General features: G+C 64.7%; 17 protein-coding genes and 1 tRNA gene. 9 read left to right on the top strand and 9 right to left on the bottom strand.

Going from position 1 to position 19,035, the window contains the following annotated elements; all coding sequences use genetic code 11:
* Window positions 1–16 precede the first annotated feature (16 nt).
* The gene (locus tag AC1DWU_RS17510) at window positions 17–811 is read left to right on the top strand and encodes a DUF1684 domain-containing protein (protein ID WP_477151288.1); all 795 of its coding nucleotides are present in this window, start codon (window positions 17–19) and stop codon (window positions 809–811) included.
* A 9-nt stretch (window positions 812–820) separates the two neighbouring features.
* On the opposite strand, the gene AC1DWU_RS17515 is transcribed toward AC1DWU_RS17510, so the two are convergent.
* Together AC1DWU_RS17515 and AC1DWU_RS17520 are read right to left on the bottom strand one after the other, a co-directional pair.
* The gene (locus tag AC1DWU_RS17515) at window positions 821–1,267 is read right to left on the bottom strand and encodes an RrF2 family transcriptional regulator (protein ID WP_477151289.1); all 447 of its coding nucleotides are present in this window, start codon (window positions 1,265–1,267) and stop codon (window positions 821–823) included.
* 84 nt (window positions 1,268–1,351) lie between these two features.
* Window positions 1,352–2,743, bottom strand: a complete 1,392-nt coding sequence (locus AC1DWU_RS17520) for a UDP-glucose dehydrogenase family protein (RefSeq protein ID WP_477151290.1) — start codon at window positions 2,741–2,743, stop codon at window positions 1,352–1,354.
* 643 nt (window positions 2,744–3,386) lie between these two features.
* On the opposite strand from AC1DWU_RS17520, the gene gmd reads away from it, so the two are divergent.
* Genes gmd through AC1DWU_RS17555 form a run of 7 tightly spaced genes read left to right on the top strand, consistent with a single transcriptional unit; the run spans window position 3,387 to window position 10,960 of the window.
* Window positions 3,387–4,448 carry a GDP-mannose 4,6-dehydratase gene (gene gmd, locus AC1DWU_RS17525; RefSeq protein WP_477151291.1) on the top strand — a complete coding sequence of 354 codons (1,062 nt, stop codon included), beginning with the start codon at window positions 3,387–3,389 and terminating at the stop codon, window positions 4,446–4,448.
* A complete protein-coding gene (fcl, locus tag AC1DWU_RS17530; protein ID WP_477151292.1) occupies window positions 4,448–5,377 on the top strand; it encodes a GDP-L-fucose synthase in 930 nt (309 codons plus the stop codon). Before gmd ends, fcl begins: the two co-directional genes overlap by 1 nt.
* A 14-nt stretch (window positions 5,378–5,391) precedes the next feature.
* Window positions 5,392–6,645, top strand: a complete 1,254-nt coding sequence (locus AC1DWU_RS17535; protein ID WP_477151293.1) for a WcaI family glycosyltransferase — start codon at window positions 5,392–5,394, stop codon at window positions 6,643–6,645.
* 1 nt (window position 6,646) lies between these two features.
* Window positions 6,647–7,939, top strand: a complete 1,293-nt coding sequence (locus AC1DWU_RS17540) for a hypothetical protein (RefSeq protein WP_477151294.1) — start codon at window positions 6,647–6,649, stop codon at window positions 7,937–7,939.
* Window positions 7,936–9,054: a glycosyltransferase gene (locus tag AC1DWU_RS17545; protein ID WP_477151295.1), complete on the top strand. Its 1,119-nt coding sequence runs from the start codon at window positions 7,936–7,938 to the stop codon at window positions 9,052–9,054. Before AC1DWU_RS17540 ends, AC1DWU_RS17545 begins: the two co-directional genes overlap by 4 nt.
* A 44-nt stretch (window positions 9,055–9,098) precedes the next feature.
* The gene (locus tag AC1DWU_RS17550) at window positions 9,099–10,388 is read left to right on the top strand and encodes a hypothetical protein (protein WP_477151296.1); all 1,290 of its coding nucleotides are present in this window, start codon (window positions 9,099–9,101) and stop codon (window positions 10,386–10,388) included.
* Entirely contained in the window at window positions 10,385–10,960 is a 576-nt protein-coding gene (locus tag AC1DWU_RS17555) for an LbetaH domain-containing protein (protein ID WP_477151297.1), read from the top strand. Before AC1DWU_RS17550 ends, AC1DWU_RS17555 begins: the two co-directional genes overlap by 4 nt.
* A gap of 18 nt (window positions 10,961–10,978) precedes the next feature.
* Here AC1DWU_RS17555 and AC1DWU_RS17560 read toward each other — a convergent pair whose 3' ends face one another.
* From AC1DWU_RS17560 to AC1DWU_RS17585, 6 genes are all read right to left on the bottom strand, one after another.
* Entirely contained in the window at window positions 10,979–12,439 is a 1,461-nt protein-coding gene (locus AC1DWU_RS17560; RefSeq protein ID WP_477151298.1) for an SGNH/GDSL hydrolase family protein, read from the bottom strand.
* Window positions 12,440–12,923: 484 nt separating this feature from the next.
* Entirely contained in the window at window positions 12,924–13,187 is a 264-nt protein-coding gene (locus tag AC1DWU_RS17565; RefSeq protein ID WP_477151299.1) for a spike base protein, RCAP_Rcc01079 family, read from the bottom strand.
* A 70-nt stretch (window positions 13,188–13,257) separates the two neighbouring features.
* Complete coding sequence (locus tag AC1DWU_RS17570) at window positions 13,258–14,694, bottom strand: mannose-1-phosphate guanylyltransferase/mannose-6-phosphate isomerase (protein WP_477151300.1); 1,437 nt, start codon at window positions 14,692–14,694, stop codon at window positions 13,258–13,260.
* Window positions 14,695–14,699: 5 nt separating this feature from the next.
* Window positions 14,700–16,859, bottom strand: a complete 2,160-nt coding sequence (locus AC1DWU_RS17575) for a GumC family protein (RefSeq protein ID WP_477151301.1) — start codon at window positions 16,857–16,859, stop codon at window positions 14,700–14,702.
* Window positions 16,860–17,059: 200 nt separating this feature from the next.
* Window positions 17,060–17,326 (bottom strand): hypothetical protein, encoded by a 267-nt coding sequence (locus AC1DWU_RS17580; RefSeq protein ID WP_477151302.1) that lies wholly within the window; start codon window positions 17,324–17,326, stop codon window positions 17,060–17,062.
* A 129-nt stretch (window positions 17,327–17,455) separates the two neighbouring features.
* A tRNA-Ser gene (locus AC1DWU_RS17585) sits at window positions 17,456–17,546 on the bottom strand.
* A gap of 234 nt (window positions 17,547–17,780) precedes the next feature.
* On the opposite strand from AC1DWU_RS17585, the gene AC1DWU_RS17590 reads away from it, so the two are divergent.
* Window positions 17,781–18,284, top strand: coding sequence for a DUF2147 domain-containing protein (locus AC1DWU_RS17590; RefSeq protein WP_477151303.1), 504 nt, complete (start codon window positions 17,781–17,783; stop codon window positions 18,282–18,284).
* Window positions 18,285–18,288: 4 nt separating this feature from the next.
* Here AC1DWU_RS17590 and AC1DWU_RS17595 read toward each other — a convergent pair whose 3' ends face one another.
* Entirely contained in the window at window positions 18,289–19,005 is a 717-nt protein-coding gene (locus tag AC1DWU_RS17595; RefSeq protein ID WP_477151304.1) for a glutathione S-transferase N-terminal domain-containing protein, read from the bottom strand.
* Between the last annotated feature and the right edge of the window lie 30 nt (window positions 19,006–19,035).

Consider the following 19,035-nt stretch of genomic DNA (forward strand, 5'->3'; position numbering starts at 1 on the left):
CCCAAGGACGACTCGCATGACTAACTCTGATTACTTCGCCGCGCTCGATGCCTGGAAGACCAGGCGCCTCCACAACCTCAAGGCGCCGAACGGCTGGCTCAACATTATCGGCCGCTTCGTGCTCGACCCCGGCACGGCAAGCGTCGGCACTGCCGAGGACAACGACATCGTCATCTCGGCCGGCCCGGCGCACCTGGGAACGGTGACGCAAGAAGCGGACGGGACGGTGACGTTCAAGCCGACCGACGGCGAGGCCATCCACATCACGCCGAACAAGAAGAACCCGCCAAAATTCCAGCTCGGCACCCTGCTCTGCGAGATCACCACGGTGAACGGCGACAACGCCCTGCGCATCCGCGACACCGCCTCGGCGGCGCCGGGTGCCTTCCCGGGGATCGAGTACTTTCCGGCGCAGCAGGACTGGCGGATCGTCGCCGAGTGGGTGCCGTTCGAGGCGCCGGTGGAGATGGATGTCGACACCACGGGCAACATCCGCACGGGCGTCGCGGTGACGCACAAGGCGGTGTTCACGCATGAGGGCAAGACCTACGAGCTGATCGCCACGCACGGTACGCCGCAATCGCCGCAGTTCGTGATCCGTGACCCGACCTCGCGGGATTCGACCTACCCCGCCTCGCGCTTCCTGTTTGGCGAGGAGGTAACGGAGACCAGTATCGTGCTGGACTTCAATAAGGCCATCAACCCGCCCTGCGCTTTCACCGAATTCGCGGTGTGCCCGCTGCCGCCGCCGGAGAACGTGCTGCCGTTCCGCATCGAGGCGGGCGAGAAGCGCGTGCCCTATCCGGCCTAAGGCGGACCGTCAGGCGGTCTGAAGCTCGATCGGCAGGACGTCGCCTTCGGCGTCCCGCATCTGCGCCAACGTGGTGCGATCGAGCACTTCGGCGATGGCGTTGCGGACGTTCAGCATGGTGTGGCGGACCTGGCAGGTCGCCACATCGCAATCGTCGCAGGCTTCGTAGCGGGTGTGGCTGGCGCAAGGGATGGGCGCCAACGGGCCATCGAGCACGCGGACAATCGAGCCGACCTTGATCTCCTCGGGGGGCCGCGCCAGGCGATAGCCCCCGCCCTTGCCCTTGCGGCTCTGGACGATACCGGCGTTGCGCAGGTCGCCCAGGATGGCGTCGAGGAACTTCTTGGGAATGTTGTTGGAAGAGGCGATGTCGGCCACCAGTGCCAGCTCGCCGGGCGGAAACTGCGCGAGATGCACCAGCGCCTTCAGGCCATATTTTCCTTTGGCAGTGAGCATCCGTCGACAATCATCCCGGGCAATGAGCCTGCGCGAGGTATAAATTCTACCGACTAGCTATACAAGTGCCCCGTGTCGGGAGGATCAGGAGACCTGCCGGCGGCCGATCGGGAAGTAGGCGAGGCCGGCGTCCTCGACTGCCGAGGGCTCGTACATGTTGCGGCCATCGAAGATCGCCTTGCGGGTCAGCCGGGCCGCGAGCGACTGGAAATCAGGGGCGCGAAACGCCTTCCACTCGGTGACGATCACCAGGGCGTCGGCACCCTCAATGGCGTCGTTGGCAGAGCCGGCGAAGCTGATCCGGTCGATATTGCCGTCAAGGTCCAGCGCCAGCACACGCTTTGCCTCGTCCATCGCTACAGGATCATAAGCGCGGATGGTGGCGCCGCGGCGCACCAGGTCGGCGATCAGTACCCGGCTCGGGGCATCGCGCATATCGTCGGTATTGGGCTTGAACGAGAGGCCCCAGATTGCGAAGGTCAGGTTGCTGAGGTCGTCGCCGAAGCGGGAGCGGATCTTGGTGCCGAGCACATCTTTCTGAGCCGTGTTCACCTCCTCCACTGCGGCAAGGATGCGCATGGGGCGGCCCTGCTCTGCCGCGCTCCGCTGCAATGCGCTCACGTCCTTGGGGAAACAGCTCCCGCCATAGCCGGTGCCGGCATAAAGGAAGCTGTAGCCAATGCGTGGATCCGATCCCATGCCGCGGCGCACCAGCTCGATATCGGCACCCAGATCCTCGGCGAGGTTGGCGAGCTCGTTCATAAACGAGATGCGCGTGGCGAGCATGGCGTTGGCGGCATACTTGGTGAGTTCGGCTGACCGAACATCCATGACCATGGTGCGATCGTGGTTGAGGGTGAATGGGGCGTAGAGATAGCGCATCAGTTCGAGGCCGCGGCGGCCGCTGGTGCTGGCGTCGGCGCCGATGACGATGCGGTCCGGGCGGTTGAAGTCGGTTACCGCTGCACCCTCCTTGAGGAACTCGGGGTTGGAGATGACGGTGAAGTCAGGCTGGCCGAGGCGGATGCGCTCGTCGGCATTGGCGGCAAAACCGCGCTTCACCAGTTCCTCTGTGATCGCGGCGGCAACCATGTCACCGGTTCCGACGGGCACGGTGGACTTGTCGGCCACAACCTTGAAGCCGGTGAGGTGCTCGCCGATGCTGTGGGCGACGGCGAGAACGTAGCGCAGGTCCGCCGAGCCGGTTTCATCGGGGGGCGTGCCTACCGCGATGAAGAGTGCCTCGCCGTGCTCGACGCCCTCCGCGATGTCGGTGGTGAAGAACAGCCTCCCGGCGGCGCGACTGCTGGCGACGATCGCCTCGAGGCCCGGCTCGTAGATCGGCACGCGCCCGTCGTTGAGCATGGCCACCTTGTTGGCGTCGATATCGACGCAGACGACATGGTTGCCCGCGTCGGCCAGGCAGGCTCCGGTAACGAGGCCCACATAGCCCGACCCAAAAATCGTTACTTTCATTCATCGCTCCGAAGAGAACGCTCGCAGCATACATGCACGGTTCCGGCGTGCGGCGTCCATCGGCACAGCGCGCTCGGGACGGAACGAGACCCGCGCGACGCGGGGTTGGTTACCGTAGCGTGACTGCACTCTACTCGAGACTGCCAAATCAACGGCTATAGATGTGTCATACGCGCATGTCGGGAATGCGAACCGGCCGTCGCCGGCATGTACTCTGCATGAGACGCACCTCGATTTTTCAGCGACTCAGTAGTCGCCCGGCACACTCATCAATCGCTTTGCAATCCAGTTTTCATTTTTTGCTTGTGCAAAATGGTAAATTTATCATTAATCCGCGGATTGAGAGCGGCGCCCGCAGATAATGCGCGACGTCGTGTAGTCATCGACAATCTGGGGGCGGATTGATGAGTGACGCGTGGGGCGATGCCGAAGCACATTCTCGGCTCGGGCACGGGCAACATCTTACGGGCATCACGCGAACTTTCGGGCGTCGTGGTCACCCCGGCTGCTGCGATCCGCCACCACTGAATTTCTGATGCTCCTTCGCTAACTTATTGACACGGCGTCTGTGCGGTTGCCGTGGCATGGATCGGCCTGTACGACCCATATTCCGACTCCTCGCACCTGGTTTTGAGTAACGATTTTGAGCAAGCGTGTTGCACTGATTACCGGCGTTACCGGTCAGGATGGCGCCTATCTGGCCCGGTTGCTGCTAAGCAAGGGCTATGTGGTGCATGGCATCAAGCGGCGATCGTCGTCGTTCAATACCGGGCGGATCGAGGACATCTACCAGGACCCGCACGAGGATGATCCGCGGCTGATCCTCCATTACGGCGACATGACCGATGCGACCAACCTCATCCGCATCGTGCAGCAGACGCAGCCGGACGAAATCTACAACCTCGCGGCGCAGAGCCATGTGGCGGTCAGCTTCGAGACGCCGGAATATACTGCCAACGCCGATGCGCTCGGCACGTTGCGGTTGCTGGAAGCGGTCCGCATCCTGGGGCTCGAGAAGAAGACGCGGTTCTACCAGGCTTCGACGTCGGAGCTTTATGGAGCGGTACATCAAACTCCGCAGAACGAGATGACGCCGTTTCGGCCGCGTTCGCCCTACGCGGTGGCGAAGCTCTACGCTTACTGGACCGTGGTGAACTATCGCGAGGCCTACGGCATCCACGCCAACAACGGCATCCTGTTCAACCACGAGAGCCCGTTGCGCGGCGAGACCTTCGTGACCCGCAAGATCACGCGCGCTGCCGCGGCCATCAGGCTGGGCATGCAGGAGAAGCTCTACCTGGGCAACCTCAATGCGCTGCGCGATTGGGGCCATGCCGAGGAGTATGTGCGCGGCATGTGGATGATGCTGCAGCAGGAGGTTGCCGACGACTATGTGCTGGCAACAGGTGTAGCGACGTCGGTGCGCCAGTTCGTCGAATGGGCGTTCGCAGACGCCGGCATCGCTGTCGAGTGGCGCGGCGAGGGGATCGAAGAGCGAGGCTACGACACGAACGGCCGATGCCTAATCGAGATCGATCCGCGCTACTTCCGGCCGACCGAGGTGGATGCGCTGATGGGGGACCCGACCAAGGCGCGTACCAGGCTTGGTTGGCAGCACGAGAGATCGGCGCGGGATCTGGCCCGGGAGATGGTGCTCGAAGACCTCAAGCTCATGCAGAGCGCCGCAACTGCGAGTAACACCTGATGTACGAGCTGACCGGGAAGCGCGTCTGGGTCGCCGGGCACAACGGCATGGTGGGATCCGCACTGGTGCGGCGACTGGCAAGCGAGAGCTGCGAGATTGTCACCGCGAGCAAGGCCGACGTGGACCTGAGGCGGCAGTCAGAAGTAGAGCGCTTCGTCGCCGAGGCGAAACCGGACGCAGTGGTGATAGCTGCCGCGAAGGTGGGCGGCATCCTGGCCAATGACACCTACCCAGCCGATTTCCTCTACGAAAACCTGCTCATCGAAACCAATGTGATCGGCGCCGCCGATGCCACGGGGGTTGAGCGGCTATTGTTCCTCGGATCGAGCTGCATCTACCCGAGGCTGGCACCGCAGCCGATCGCCGAGGACGCGCTCCTGACAGGCCCGCTCGAGGAAACCAACGAGTGGTACGCGATCGCCAAGATCGCCGGAATCAAGCTGGCGCAGGCGTTCCGCAAGCAGCGCGGACGCGACTACATCTCGGCGATGCCGACCAACCTCTACGGGCCGGGCGACAATTTCGATCTTATGTCGAGCCACCTGCTGCCCGCACTGATCCGCAAGGCGCATGAGGCAAAGGTGAATGGCGCCCCGGAGATTATCCTCTGGGGGACGGGCACGCCGCGGCGCGAATTCCTCCATGTGGACGATTGCGCCGATGCCCTGGTGTTCCTGCTGACGCACTACTCCGCCGCAGAACACATCAATGTCGGCTCGGGGGTCGATCTCAGCATTCTGGAACTGGCGCAACTGGTCTGCCGGGTGGTCGGATTCGAAGGCAACATCGTCCACGATCTCAGCAAGCCCGACGGCACACCGCGCAAACTGCTGAACGGCGAGAAACTGCGGGCCATGGGCTGGGCGCCGCGCATCGCGCTCGAGACGGGGATCGCCGAGACCTATCGGTGGTTTCTCGCACACCGCTAGAGGGGTAAGGCGGCATGAGACTGCTCATCCTGGGGCTGAACTACGCACCCGAAAAGATCGGCATCGCGGTCTACACGACCGGCATGGCCGAGGCACTGGCCGCGGAGGGGCACGATGTGCGCGTGATCGCTGGCCAGCCCTACTACCCAGCCTGGAAGATCGGCAAAGGTCACAATCCATGGGCGTACATGCAGTCCGAGGAGAATGGCGTGTCGGTCACGCGGGCACCGCACTACATCCCGGTCAACCCGACGGGGAAGCGACGCCTGCTGCATCACGCGAGCTTTGCTGCCACGGCCCTGCTGCCGGCAATCTGGAGCGGACTGACCTGGCGCCCGGACGTTGTGCTTGCCGTGGCGCCCTCAATGGTTGCGGCGCCGGTGGCGCGCCTCGCGGCGGCGCTGGCAGGGGCGCATAGCTGGCTGCATATCCAGGATTTCGAGGTCGAGGCGGCGTTCGCCACGGGCCTCATCGAAGGGGGCGGTCGGCTTGCCGGGCTGGCGCGGTGGTTCGAGGGCCGTGTGCTGAAGAGCTTCGAGCGGGTCAGCGCCATCTCGCCTGAAATGTGCCGGCGACTGGCGGACAAGGGTGTCGCGGCCGGGCGGATCGTCGAGCTCCGCAACTGGGCAGAGACCGGTTCGGTGCGGCCGATGTCGGTGCCTTCGCCTTACCGCCAGGAATGGAACATCGAGACCGAGCATGTTGCGCTCTATGCCGGCAACATCGCCAACAAGCAGGGCATCGACATCGTGCTCGATGCCGCCCGGCAGCTGCAGCATCGGCAGGATCTGACGTTCGTGATCTGCGGCGAAGGCCCGAACCGGGACCAGCTCAAGGCACGAGCGCGTGGCTTGGGGAACGTCCGGTTCCGCGACCTGCAACCGAAGGAGCGGCTCAGCGAGCTCATGGGGCTCGCGACGGTGCATCTCTTACCCCAGCTTGCCGGGGCTGCCGATCTGGTACTACCGAGCAAGCTCACCAACATGCTCGCCTCCGGCCGACCGGTGGTGGCGACAGCAGCGGCGGGGACGGGGTTGGCGCGCGAGGTCGAGGGCTGCGGCATCGTCGTGCCACCTGGCGACGCGCTGGCCTTCGCCCACGCCATCGATCGGCTGATGGATGACAGTGCCTTGCGGGCGGCAACGGGAGCGGCCGCGCGGGCGCGGGCTGACGAACGCTGGTCCAAGGCGGCGATCCTCCGGTCGCTCACGTTCGACCTGGCGCGGCTCACCACCAGCGCTTCGGCGCCCCCGGCCCCCGTGGCGTGATATGGATACCCGGCTGGCCATAAGAACTGCCGGCCGATCGGCTGATTTGGGCAGCGAGACGCGACGTAAGCGGCTGAATGTAGCGCTGCTCATCGGCAGCTATGCAGCAGGGCAAGGCGCGATCTTTGCGGTGCAGACGCTGCTGGTAGCACAGGAAGAGCTACCGTTACTGGCCGCCTTTGGCTCCGCTTTTTCCTTCGCCATGCTCGCCAGCCTGCTCATCGATTTCGGCGCACTGACGGTGCTGGCGCGAGAGACCGCTCACGCCGAGGGCAACGAGGAGCACATCTGGTCCAGCTACTGGAGCGTCACGGGGTTCCGGCTGGCGATTGCAGCTGGAGTCGCCGCGCTCGCGCTGGCATATGCCGGGCTCTGGGCCGATGATTTCTCGCTGAACTACACGCTATGGGCACTGCCTTCGGTGCTGCTGTGGTCATTCAATGCCAGCGGCGTGCTTGATGGTCTGCGGCTAGGCGGCATCAGCGGGCTGACAGCCTCTGTGCCCTATCTGTGTTCGGCGCTTGCGCTTTCGGCGACGATCGAGGCCTCGCCTACGGTGGCCGGTGCGGTGCTGGGTAGTGCGCTGACCGCCGGCTATGTCCTCACACTGGTCGGGCAATACACGGCGTTGCGTATCGCGAGCCATGCGCCGCAGTTCGTCCGGCCGGCTGCGGGGCAAATGCTGACATTGGGTCGCGACGCCGGCACCGTGTTGCTGACCACACTGCCCGGCCAGCTGTACTTTCGATACCAGTTGCTCCTCGCCAACTTCGCCCTTGGGCCCGCTGGCGCAGCGCTGTTCATCTACGCCAAGCAGATCGCGACAGCGTTCGCGCAGGTGGTCGGCTTCGTCCAGCGCGTGGAGTTTCCCGACCTTGTGGCCCGCCTGACCAACATCCGGGGCGATTCAGCGGCGCTGGTTCTCAATGTCCGGTCTGCGGGAACGCTGGTCGGCGGCGTGGGCACCGCCGTGATGACTGCCGGTGGGCTCACGGGGTATCTGCTCCTGCCTGCCCCGCTCAGCGCGGCGGCCCTCGCGGTGGCCATGTTCGGGCCGGTGGTCGTGGCCGGAGCGATTGTTACCGCATTGGTGCAGCACCTGCAGGCTGGGCGCCAGTATGCGGCGGCAGCAACTGCGATGGCGGTGGCGGTTGGCGTCGGAGCGAGCGTCAGTGCCGCCGTTTTGGCTTTGCCGGCGATTGTGATCTTCGCAGTTGCCGACCTCGTTCTCTATGGTTCGGCGATCCTAGGTACACGAGCTGCGCTGCTCGCCCAAGCAAGGCACGCAGCATGAGGGTGGCGTACGTTTCGAGTTCGCTTTCGCGCTCCGCCGGCGGGCTCTATCACTCGGTTTCGGGGCTCGCGCGTGCGATCGCCGAGCGGGGCGTGGACGTAACTGTGTTCGGCGGCGCCGACCGCCACTTCGAGGACGATCGGCATGAGTGGGCCGAACTTCCACTTCGCACCCACCCGCTTTCGGACGTTTATGGCTTTCATTGGCGGGTTTTCGGCCGGCTGCTGTCACACCGGCCCGACCTGCTGCATCTGCATGGCATCTGGACCGCCACTTCGATTTACGGTCGCTTCGCGCAACTCGCTGGGATCCCCCTGGTGGTGTCGCCGCATGGCATGCTGGAAGGGTGGATCCTTCGCCGTCGCAGGCTGGCCAAGGCGATGCACGGGGCGCTGTTCGAGCGGCCGCTGGTTGGCGGTGGACATGTCCATGCGCTCTGCAAGGCGGAGTACGGCGCGATCGGCAGCTACATGCCCGGCTCGACGCGTCGGACGTTCATCTTGCCGAATGGAACAACGGAGGTCTCACCCATACCGGCGGCCGCGGAGCGAAGTGGGGTTCTCTATCTCGGCCGGCTGCATCCGAAGAAGCAGGTCCTCGAACTGGCTAGAGCATGGGTCCGGTCCCCGGCGCTGCGCGAAGTGACCCTCACCATCGCCGGGTGGGGCGACCCGGACTATGAGGCCGCGGTGAAGGCGGTGGCGCACGGATCGGCCAATGTGAGGGTCGTCGGCCCGCTCTACGGCCCTGCCAAAGCCGAAGCATTCGAAACCGCACGAGCGTTCATCCTCCCTTCGCTCAGCGAGGGGTTGCCGATGAGCGCGCTGGAGGCACTGCAGTATGGCTGCCTGCCGATCATCACCGATCAATGCAACCTGCCTGAGCTGTTCGCGGACGGCGCTGCGCTGCGCATCGCGACGAATCTCTCCGACTTCGAGCGCGTCGTGGCCGATGCCGTCGTGGCCCCGGAAGACGAGGTGCGCGCGCGAGCGCATTACCTGACGTCCTACGCACGCCGCTACCGGTGGAGCGAAATCGCGGAGGCGATGATCGGACACTATCGGGCGATCATCGATGTGCATACCTCGAGGCGGCGCGGAAAGGCTCACGGCTAATGCCGGCAGATGCCGACAACGGACGGCGGAGACTGCCGCGGGCGGTGTCACAGGCCGCACTGCTGGTACTCGCAGCCCTTACCGCCAAGGAGTGGACCTCTGTGCTTCTGGTGCTGCCGGTCGCACTTTGCGGGCTCATTGCCGCGGCGCGAAACGACAATGCGGAGGTGGACGCGATCGACGTTTACTGGCTGCTGTCGACGCTCTTCTTCGTGGTCCGGCCGGCGCAGACGTTGGCTCTGGGCTCGGTGACGATGTACGCCGCCAGGGCGCCGGTGCACTACGAGCCGGAAATCATCCTCCTGACGTTCGCGTCATTGTACGTCTTCTCGATCATCATGCTCGTGTTGCTGCCGCCCACCGGTCGCGCGGTCAGGACCCTGGCGGTCACACCGAGTTCGGGGCTGCTGCTGTTGGCGGCGCTTGCCGGCTTTTCCCTGATGCTGGTCTTCGGTGGCGATGTCGGCAACCTTCTCGCTCCGAGATATGAGAAGCTGGCCGATCAGATCTCACCGCTGATAGCCGTCGGCCAAGGCCTAATGATTGCAAGTGCGGCGATGATGACCGCTGCGTTGGTGTCCAGCCGCAAGCCGCGCACGCCCGATATATTCAGCTTGCTGTGCTGCCTCTCATTGTTGGCCATCGCCTTCAACCCGTTGAACACTTCGCGGTTCGGCTTGATCGCTGCCTGGCTGCCGGTTGGGCTGATCCTCATGCCGGCCGTGCGGAAACCCTTGGTGTTCGCTGCCGTGGCCGTTGGGGCGATCGTCGTGGTGATGCCGATCCTCAGCGTGACCACGCGCTTTGGCTGGGACCTGAACCGGGTGCTGAACTCCACCGAACGCGGTTCCATCGGAGAGATTCCGTATGTCGATACCTTCGACGCGTTGCTGCATGGGGTCTACTACGCCCACCATTACGGCCTTCAGGTCGGGGCGAAGATTCTCTCGATCCTGCTGTGTTTCGTGCCGCGTGGCTTGTGGCCGGAGAAGCCGATCGTCAGCGGCCTCGATATCGGCAACGACCTGTTCGTGCAGGGGCTGGTGGGGACACCGAACCTCTCGATGCCGATCGCCGGTGACTTCTACATGGACTTCGGGCTCATCGGCGTGGGGCTCGGGGCAATCGTCGTGGCGGTGGGGTGCCGCGGGCTGCTGCGTACGCAGCCGGCTATCGGGGGATACCCGGTCTACGGTTACCTGATCATCGGCGCGTTGCCGATCGTGGCGCGCGGTGCGGTCGGCGCCGTGATCCTGCTGCCGGCCTCTACATTGATCGCCTCCAGCCTGCTTACGGCACTGTCACGGCGCCACGTCGTTGCAGCTACGGCATGACGAACGACCCGCAAATCCTTCGCGGAGCCGATGTCGGCGTTGCCGCCGGTCGCCCCAGCTTCTCGCTCCGGCATCGACTGTTCCGGGCGGTCTGGGTGGTAAGCTGGACGTTACTGGCAGCCTGGACTCCGCCTCCGCTGTACCACTGGCGGCGGCTGGTACTCTTGGCCTTCGGAGCGAAGGTGCACCCGACGGCCAGGGTCTATGGCAGCGCCAAGGTGTGGTTTCCTCCACACCTGCGCATGGGAGCCGGCGCGGTGCTGGGTCCTCGCTCGACCTGCTATTGCGTGGCGCCGGTAGTGCTCGGGGACGGAGCGATCGTCTCACAGGGTGCACATCTGTGCGGCGCGACCCATGCCATCGACGAGGTGAGTTTCCAGTTGATCGCCAAACCGATCGCCATCGGCAAGGGCGCATGGATTGCCGCCGAGGCCTTCGTTGGCCCGGGTGTCACGGCCGGGGAAGGTGCGGTGCTGGGCGCGCGCGGGGTGGCGTTCAGCGATCTTGCTGCCAACACCGTCTATGTCGGCAACCCGGCACGCCCACTCCGCGCGCGACGCCGGACGGATTGAAGCCGCCGGCGGACACTTTCACCACCCCATGGCGTCATTGGCCGCTCTGAACGCGTCGGCGACGATGGCGTAGCCAGCGTCGTTGGGGTGGATCGTATCGGCCCTCAGCGAGCGCGGCACCCAGCCGTTTCCGACATCGCTCAAATCGCCGGGTGACCCATCATGGGCATCCTTGAGCGCCTGCAGCAGGTCGACGAAACACGCGCCATAGGTCGCGGCGAGCGCAGCATTGGTCACCGCGATGCCGGCAACAGTGGAGGGGGTGTCGGACGCGGCAGTGAGGATCGAGCCGACGAGATAGCGCGGATGGTTGAGGTAGGCGACCGCGGCGGCAATGTCGCCCGCCACAGTGAAGCCCGACTGCGCACCGTTCCGGCCCATCCACAACCAGGCCGTGCGATGTCGCAGGCTAAGCCCCACGTCGGTGACAAAGGGTGTGCCCGACGGACAAGCAACAGCGCTGCCGGCCGCAGTCCGGGTGAAACTCCAGTTGCCCGATGCATCCGTCGACATCGTGCCGTGCACGCCGGCAAGACTGCCGGCGAGCGCGCCAGTAAAGCTCCCGGCATCCTGAAGCACGTTGATGTTCTTGGCGGTGATCGCGACGCTGCCGGAGGCGGGCAGTTGATCTGTTGCTGCGGTGACTAGGATAGGGCGCGCATTCATGCGGGCAGCGATCTGCGTCGAGGTCTGCCCTCCGATGCCGCGGTTGCTCACCGCCCGGTCCGGGGCAAACAGGGTCGCGGCAACCGCCGGATAGGTCGTCGTCGCACCCGAGGCCCCGGCGCCGGCGGTGAGGCTGTCGCCCCAGGCTGCGACGAGGTTGCCGACCAAGGCGGACGACAGGTTCTCCACCTCCTCTACGGTCTTCGTGGCGGCGAAAAGCATTACCCGAAAGATCGTCCCATCCCAGTTGTTGGACGTGGCTTGTCCACGCCCGATCCGCATCTGGGCGGCGCCCGGGAAGGCGCCGGACGCATCGGACAGGGCGGGTTGCCCGTCGCGCGCCGCTATGAAGGCGTTCGGCGCCGCAGAAAAAGCGACGCGAAAACTGGTCGACACCTCGACCAGACCCAGGTCGAGATCGGCCTGCGTGGTGGTCGAGCCGGTGACGGCCTGCGCGCTCACCAGCAAGTGCAGGTGCTTGCCAGCGTCCCAGCAGAGGCGGATGTAATTGCGCTCGGTGGGCGCGCCGCTGGTGAAATCGATGGCCCCGTCGTCGGTCTGCCACAGGATCTTGGTGCCGCTCGCGGCTGCGGGCGTGGTGGCCTCGACGACGCCCGACAGCGCCATCGGGACGAACCCGGCGAACGGCACGCACTCCCGGCAGGAGTAATTGTCGAGACCGAAGCTGCCGCTGGCGGGGTTGAAGATAGCGCGGGCGCCCACATACATCGTGGTCGCCGCTCCGACGGTCGCAAAGGTGCAAACGGTCTCGACGAGGTCGGTCGTCGCGTTGATATGCCCGACCGAGCCCATGAAGCCGGTGCCATTGGCATTGGGCGTGATCCAGAGATTCGGGCCAAAGCCCGCTCCGCCCCCCTGACCGACCCTCGCGCTTGATAGGCCCGGCCGGGCGCAACAGCGACGCCCTGCCCGGCGAACGGACTGTTCGCGCCGTTGCTGCTGACCACCAGTTCGCCGGCCACCACGGCGTTGGTGGCTGGACCGAGCCCAGCTTGCGTCGTCGTCCAGCCGACGGTACCCGATGCGAAACTGCCATTGCTGATCAGTTCCGGGGCGCCGGGAGCGATGTAGGGACCGATGGAGATGGCGCCGGATGCTTCGCTGGCGCCGATGGCGGCGAGGAAGGCGTGTCTATCGGCGTAGTTTCGTCCCCTGAACGCAAAGCGTCCGGCGGCAAAGTCGGCGTCGAGGATCGAACCCGATCGTGACCATCCACGACCCGAGCCCATCGATGCGAGGCCGAGCCGCGGGCCTATCGCAATGGCTGCCGTTCCCATCAATAGAGCCCCACCAGATGGCCGGCACTGGTCCCCGTTGCCTTGACGCGGCGGACACGCACCGGCAGCACCGTGCCGCCACCGAGGCCGACGAAGCTCACCTCGTCGCCCGAGGCCAGCACCGCCACGAGATCGCCGGCGCTGCCGACGTAAATGGCGCGGGTCTCGGCCAAAAGATCGGCGGAGTCGCTGGTGGTGATTGCAAATCCGCCGCGGGCGGGTGCTGCGATGTCGTCGGCACGGCCCTGGTATTTCTCGCTCATGTTCTGCTCCATCAATGGAGCCGCGAGCTTAGGGCCGCGCCCAAACGCGGGGATAAGTGGCGGTCGTGGGCTAGGCCCGGCCGAACTCGTCCTCAATGCGGATGATGTCGTCCTCGCCCAGATACGAGCCGGTCTGCACTTCGATCAGCTCCAGCAGGATCTTGCCGGGGTTGGCCAGCCGATGCACCGAACCGAGCGGCAGGTAGACCGACTGGTTCTCGGTCAGCATCATCACCTTGTCGTCGATGGTCACCTCGGCAGTGCCGGTGACCACCACCCAATGCTCGGCACGGTGGTGGTGCTTCTGCAGACTGAGCTTCTTGCCCGGCTTGACGAACAGGCGCTTCACCTGGAAGCGCTCGCCATTCAGCACGGACGAGTAACCGCCCCAGGGCCGATAGGCGGTACGGTGGATTTCGGTCAGCCCATGGGTCGCCGCATCGGCGCGCAGTGCCTTCACCATCGGGCCGACGCGCTGCGCTTCAGAGAGCTTGCCGACGTAGATCGCATCTTCGGTCGCGATCACCGCGACGTCGTCGAGCCCTTCGACCGCGATGTGGGCCTTTTCCGACATGACGAGGGAATTGCGGGTGTTGGAGAGCGTGGCATTGCCATTGGTGACGACGTTGCCGGCGGCGTCCTTGCCCGACACCTTCCACACTGCGTCCCAGGCACCGAGGTCGGACCACGGGTAGGTCACCGGCACCAGAGCTACCTGCGTCGACTTTTCGAAGATGGCGTAGTCGACTGAGATATTGGGCGCGGTGGCGAAGCCGGCTTCGTCGAGGCGGATGAAATCCAGATCGGTCTTCGCGGCCGCGACGGCGGCCGCCGCGGCCCGCAGAGTATCGGGCGCCAGCGCTTCGACCTCGCGCAGGAAGCTGCCGACACCGAGCATGAAGGTACCGGAGTTCCAGTAGTAGCCGCCATCGGCGAGCATTTTCGCCGCGGTTTCGCGATCGGGTTTTTCGACGAAGCGGGCGACGGCACGCACGCCCTGATCGAGTTCTGCCCCGGCCTCGATGTAGCCGTAGCCCGTTTCTGGAGCAGTGGGAGTGATGCCGAAGGTGACGAGACGGCCGGCACGGGCGGCCTCGGCAGCCGTGGCGACGCTCCACCAGTAGTTGTCGTCGGGCTCGACCGCGTGATCTGAGGCGAGGACGTGGATTACTGCGTTGTCGCCGAACCTGCCGCGGACGAAGACGGCGGCTGCAGCGATGGCCGCCGCGGTGTTGCGCGCCACGGGCTCAAGCAGCACCGCCGAGGTCGCCACTCCGGCCTCCTGGGCCTGCTCGGCGACGAGGAAACGGTATTCGGCGTTGGTGACGATCACTGCCGGCGTATAGTGCGCGGGATCGGCCACGCGGAGCAGCGTCTGTTGATAGAGCGAGGTGGGCCCGGTGAGCGGCAGGAACTGCTTGGGGCGCGCGGCGCGCGACATCGGCCAAAGCCGGGTCCCCTGCCCGCCTGCGAGGATTACCGGTACGATCGGAGTGGCTTCAGTCATCGGTTCTAGGCCTCGGCGTAGTATCCCGCGTACTTGCTACGATATGCGGCGGGATTGCTAGTTTGATGGTTGAGAATGGTTAGGATCGGCACGTCATCCGCTTTGGCGCCGATCAGCGACGCCATCGCCGCCTTTACCTCCTGCTGGGGCGTGCTGGAGAATTTCACCACAACGGCGATAGCATCGGTCATGCCTGCCAGATAGAGGCCATCGACGACCGACCCCACCGGCGGGGCGTCCAATATCACAACATCGAAGTTCGTCCGCGCCGCGGCGATCAATCGCGCGAAGGTCTTGCCGGTCACGAATTGGTCGGTAGCGCCATCGCTGCGCCGCGAGCCGACGATGACTTTGGCCCCGCTCCCGGGATCGACAGTGAGGATCGCCTTCAGATCGGATGGGTCGCTGCTGTGGGCGAGATACTCAAGCAGCCCCCCGGAGGCCTCGATGCCGAGCAGCTTGTGGACGCCGGGTTTGCGCAGGTCGCAATCGATCAGCAGCGTCGACATTCCGGCCAGCGCGTGAGCCCGGGCGAGTGACAATGCCACGGTGGTCTTGCCCTCCCCTGGAGCGGCCGACGTCACGAGCGTGACGGAACCGGATTTTGCCTCCGTCGCGTCACCACGGGGGCGTTTGCGCACCGCCTGGTCGATGCCGATCCGCACCCGGCGGATCGACTCCGAATAGGCCGATAGTGGCGCAAGGACCACCGAGTCCGCGACGGTAAGCGTCTCCTCCCCGTTGCGCCGAATCGGCCGCTGGCGGGGCACTGCGGCGACTACCGGGGCCTTGAGGATCGCCTCGGCCTGCGCAGCGGAGGTGAATCCGCCGACGAAGTTCTCGATGAGGAAGGCGAGCGCGATGCCAAGGCCGAGGCCGACAAGGCCGGCGAGCAGGAGGATCAGTCGTGGATTGGGGAACGATGGGGTATCGGGAGGCGTCGCCTCCGCCGCCAGCCGGCTATCCGCCACCTGCAGGTAGGCCTGGGTATCGAGGTCCTTCTGCCGGGTCAGCAGCGCCTGGTACTGCGTCCGCGCGATCTCGGAGGCCTGCTGCAGCCCATAGATACCGGCAAGAATCTCCGACGGCAAATCGCTCTGGAGGATAGAGTTGCGCAGTTGTGCGCGGAGTTCTGCGAGGCGGGCCTCGGCGTTCACGACGTCCTGCCTGAGGCCGGCGACAGCCTCGGTCGTGGCCGCCACCAGTTGCGCCTCGATGGCCGCGACTCGGCCGCGCAGGTCGACCGCCAGTTCGCTCGCCTCGCTGGCATCGGCGACATCGCCGAGAAGTGCGGCACGCTGCCGTTCCAGGTTGGCGATGGCGTCATCGCGGAGGGTTGTCGCCACCGCGGTCCAATCGCGGCGGGCAAAACTGCTGGCGGCCCGCCCCAGCAACGAGCTCGACTGCGCCCTGAGGCCGTCCAACCTCGCGATTTCGTCGCGCATCTGCAGGAAGTCGGTGCGCCCTGTCGCCTCGCCGATGCGCATGATGTTCTGTTCGATAAATGCGTCGAACGCTCGTTCGGATTCGCCGATTGCGGCGCTTGCCTCGCTCATGCGGTCCTTGAGAATGGCAGCCGAAGCCAGAGTGGAGGCAACCTTCGCCTCAAGCTGCTGCCGGATGTACGTCCGCGATACCGCGTTGGCGATTTGTGCAGCGAAATCGGGGCGCTGTGACCGGGCGCTCACGGCGATAAGGAAGGTGAGGCCCCGACGCTGGACAAGGACATTGTCGCGCAGGTTGCCGAGGGCGGCGGCTAGTGTTTCCTTCGCGCTCGGCTGTACCGGGTCGCCCAGGTGCAGCACAGACCGCAACATGTCCAGCATGCCGAGACGAAAGCCGTACTCGGGGTCAGCCGCGAGATTCAGTTCTCTTGCGACCGCGAAGAGCGTCGTCTCCGCCTTGACCAATTCCACTTCGCCATCCACCCGCAGGCTGTCGGACCCGGAGCCGGTTGTCTCCGTGTCGGGATCGAGCAGGTTCTTCGTGCTGGGGTCGACAAGTACCAGTGCAGTCGCCGAATAGACCGGCCTCATCGCGAGAAGCGCCAGGCCAGCAACGCCAAGCACAAGGGCGGCCACCACAATGATGAGCCATGCTCTGCGCCTCAGGAGATCGAACGCGGTCTTGAGATCGAGGGCATCACCGTCCATGCGGCGATCCAAACGATTGGGTGCGGCAGCAGCCGTAAACGGCGGCTCCGATCTCGGCCGAATAGTCGAGCGGCAAGCCCCCTGCCGTCACGCTTACACTACGCCCCCAAGCAGTACTCGGCCGCCTTCCTTATGCTGAAAGGCGTCGTAACTAATGATTAACCAACGAAGGCGGGGAAGTCTAGGAAGTACTGGGGAACAATCAGCTTTGCTTATCGAACGGCGGTGACGTCAGAAGGGCCGAGCCTGATCGGCCGGCGGATGATCAACCCGAGCAGCAAACCGATATTAAAGGTGACGATAGCGAGCACCGTCCATCCGAGCGCGGTCAGGAGGTCCGCCTGCGCGGCGAGTGCCGCCGTGGCGGTCGTCAGCAGCAGCAGGTTTCCAACCACGATCCAGCCCATGGTGGAGTAGTAGCCGCCGGCGATTAATCCCAGTCCGCCGGCAAGCATGGCCGCCAGCACCGTCGCACCCATAGGTTCTCTCCTACACCCCGGAGAATCCAACATTGCCTGTTAAGCGAACGTTATGTCTACGTGCCGGTTTATGCCATCCACGGCAGGCCTGAGGCCCGCGAGGCGTCCAACTAACTCGCTTGGGGAAGGTGGCGGAGAGGATGGGATTCGAACCCACGAGACCCTTTAGAGGTCTGCGCCCTTAGCAGGGGCGTGCCTTCGACCACTCGGCCACCTCTCCGTCGCCGGTGGGGATAGCGGCTGGAGCCTTGCCGGGCAAGCGGTTTTTCGGGGTGCGCACATGGGCAGTAATGACCGGCCGTGCACAAATGATGCAGAACTGTCGCCCTCGGCGGCCCGCGACATTATTTGCGGAACTTTGCCATTGATTTGACGAACCTCGCGGCAACGATGCCGATGCTACTCGATTGAAGCTCGAGATCTCGATTTGACGGCGCGGCGACGGAGAGCAACCATGGCTTGGACTGGCAGATTTGCAGGCGCCACGGCTGTTTTGGCGCTGGCGGGGCTGGGGCCGGTTGCGGCGCAGGAGACGCTCCCCTCGCTGGTCGAGGGAGTGTGGCTCACCACAGCGCGGACGGAGCTGACCATCGCCCCGTGCGAGCCCGGATTCTGCGGCTATATCAGCAAGATCGTAATCCCGGAGACGATCAAGGAGAAGTATGGCGCAGAGCTCGAAGCCATTGATCCGGCTTCGTTTACCGACGCCAACAACAAGGACCCGGCGCTCCGTGGCCGCCCGATCCAGGGGATGCAGATTCTGACTCTGCGGCAGACCGGGAATCCGATGTTCTACGAGGGCGAGATCTATAATCCCGAGGATGGGAACATGTACTCGGGGTCGGTAGAGGTGCTGAATACCGACCTAATCCGGCTCAAAGGCTGTGTACTTTATGTGCTGTGCCAGGAGCAGGATTGGTCACGGGTGCTGACCGAGTCAGCACCCGAAACTGAATGATGCATTAACGCTGGTTGAACAGGATCTTCTGCGCTTCCTTGTCAGTGGCGGCGCTGATGTTCTGGCTCTGCTCGAGCGTGATGCCGAGCGCCCGCTGCACGGCGGGGCGATCGGTGACGCGTTGGCGCCAGGCCGCAAAGGCCGGGAACTCGGCGAGGTCGATGCCGTGGTTCTCGGAACCGCGCGACCAGTCGAAAATGGCCATGTCGGCGATCGAGTAGTCACCGGCCACGTAATCCTTGCCCTCGGCGGCCTGCTTCTTGAGCTGGCTGTCGAGCACGCGATAGAGGCGGTGGCTTTCGTCCTGGTAGCGCTTGATGGCGTAGGGGATCTTCTCGGGGGCGTAGCGGGAGAAGTGATTGTTCTGGCCCAGCATCGGGCCGAAGCCGCCGACCTGCCAGAACAGCCACTCGTCGATCTTGATCCGCTCGGACCAACTGGTGCCGTAGAACTTGCCGAACTTCTCGGCGAGGTATTTCAGGATCGCGCCCGACTCGAAGATGGAGACCGGCTTGCCCTCCGGGCCCTCTGGATCGACGATCGCCGGGATCTTGTTGTTGGGCGAGATCGCGAGGAAATCCGGCTTGAACTGGTCGCCGCGGCCGATGTTGATCGGATAGATCCCGTAGGGCAGCCCGAGTTCCTCGAGGATGATGGTGATCTTCCGGCCATTCGGAGTGGCGGCATAATAGAGGTCGATCGGCAGGGTCTGGGTGGTCATGGGTAGAGTCCGTGTCTGCTGCAGGAGGGT

The sequence above is a fragment of the Devosia sp. P2_G7 genome (genome assembly GCF_056403495.1).

Coding starts and splice junctions, on each gene's coding strand:
- AC1DWU_RS17545 (WP_477151295.1), top strand. CDS start 7,936: ATGAGGGTGGCGTACGTTTCGAGTTCGCTTTCGCGCTCCGCCGGCGGG.
- AC1DWU_RS17560 (WP_477151298.1), bottom strand. CDS start 12,439: ATGGGCTCGGTCGGGCATATCAACGCGACGACCGACCTCGTCGAGACC.
- AC1DWU_RS17570 (WP_477151300.1), bottom strand. CDS start 14,694: ATGACTGAAGCCACTCCGATCGTACCGGTAATCCTCGCAGGCGGGCAG.
- AC1DWU_RS17595 (WP_477151304.1), bottom strand. CDS start 19,005: ATGACCACCCAGACCCTGCCGATCGACCTCTATTATGCCGCCACTCCG.
- AC1DWU_RS17540 (WP_477151294.1), top strand. CDS start 6,647: ATGGATACCCGGCTGGCCATAAGAACTGCCGGCCGATCGGCTGATTTG.
- AC1DWU_RS17510 (WP_477151288.1), top strand. CDS start 17: ATGACTAACTCTGATTACTTCGCCGCGCTCGATGCCTGGAAGACCAGG.
- AC1DWU_RS17590 (WP_477151303.1), top strand. CDS start 17,781: ATGGCTTGGACTGGCAGATTTGCAGGCGCCACGGCTGTTTTGGCGCTG.
- AC1DWU_RS17580 (WP_477151302.1), bottom strand. CDS start 17,326: ATGGGTGCGACGGTGCTGGCGGCCATGCTTGCCGGCGGACTGGGATTA.
- AC1DWU_RS17535 (WP_477151293.1), top strand. CDS start 5,392: ATGAGACTGCTCATCCTGGGGCTGAACTACGCACCCGAAAAGATCGGC.
- fcl (WP_477151292.1), top strand. CDS start 4,448: ATGTACGAGCTGACCGGGAAGCGCGTCTGGGTCGCCGGGCACAACGGC.
- AC1DWU_RS17565 (WP_477151299.1), bottom strand. CDS start 13,187: ATGAGCGAGAAATACCAGGGCCGTGCCGACGACATCGCAGCACCCGCC.
- AC1DWU_RS17515 (WP_477151289.1), bottom strand. CDS start 1,267: ATGCTCACTGCCAAAGGAAAATATGGCCTGAAGGCGCTGGTGCATCTC.
- AC1DWU_RS17520 (WP_477151290.1), bottom strand. CDS start 2,743: ATGAAAGTAACGATTTTTGGGTCGGGCTATGTGGGCCTCGTTACCGGA.
- AC1DWU_RS17555 (WP_477151297.1), top strand. CDS start 10,385: ATGACGAACGACCCGCAAATCCTTCGCGGAGCCGATGTCGGCGTTGCC.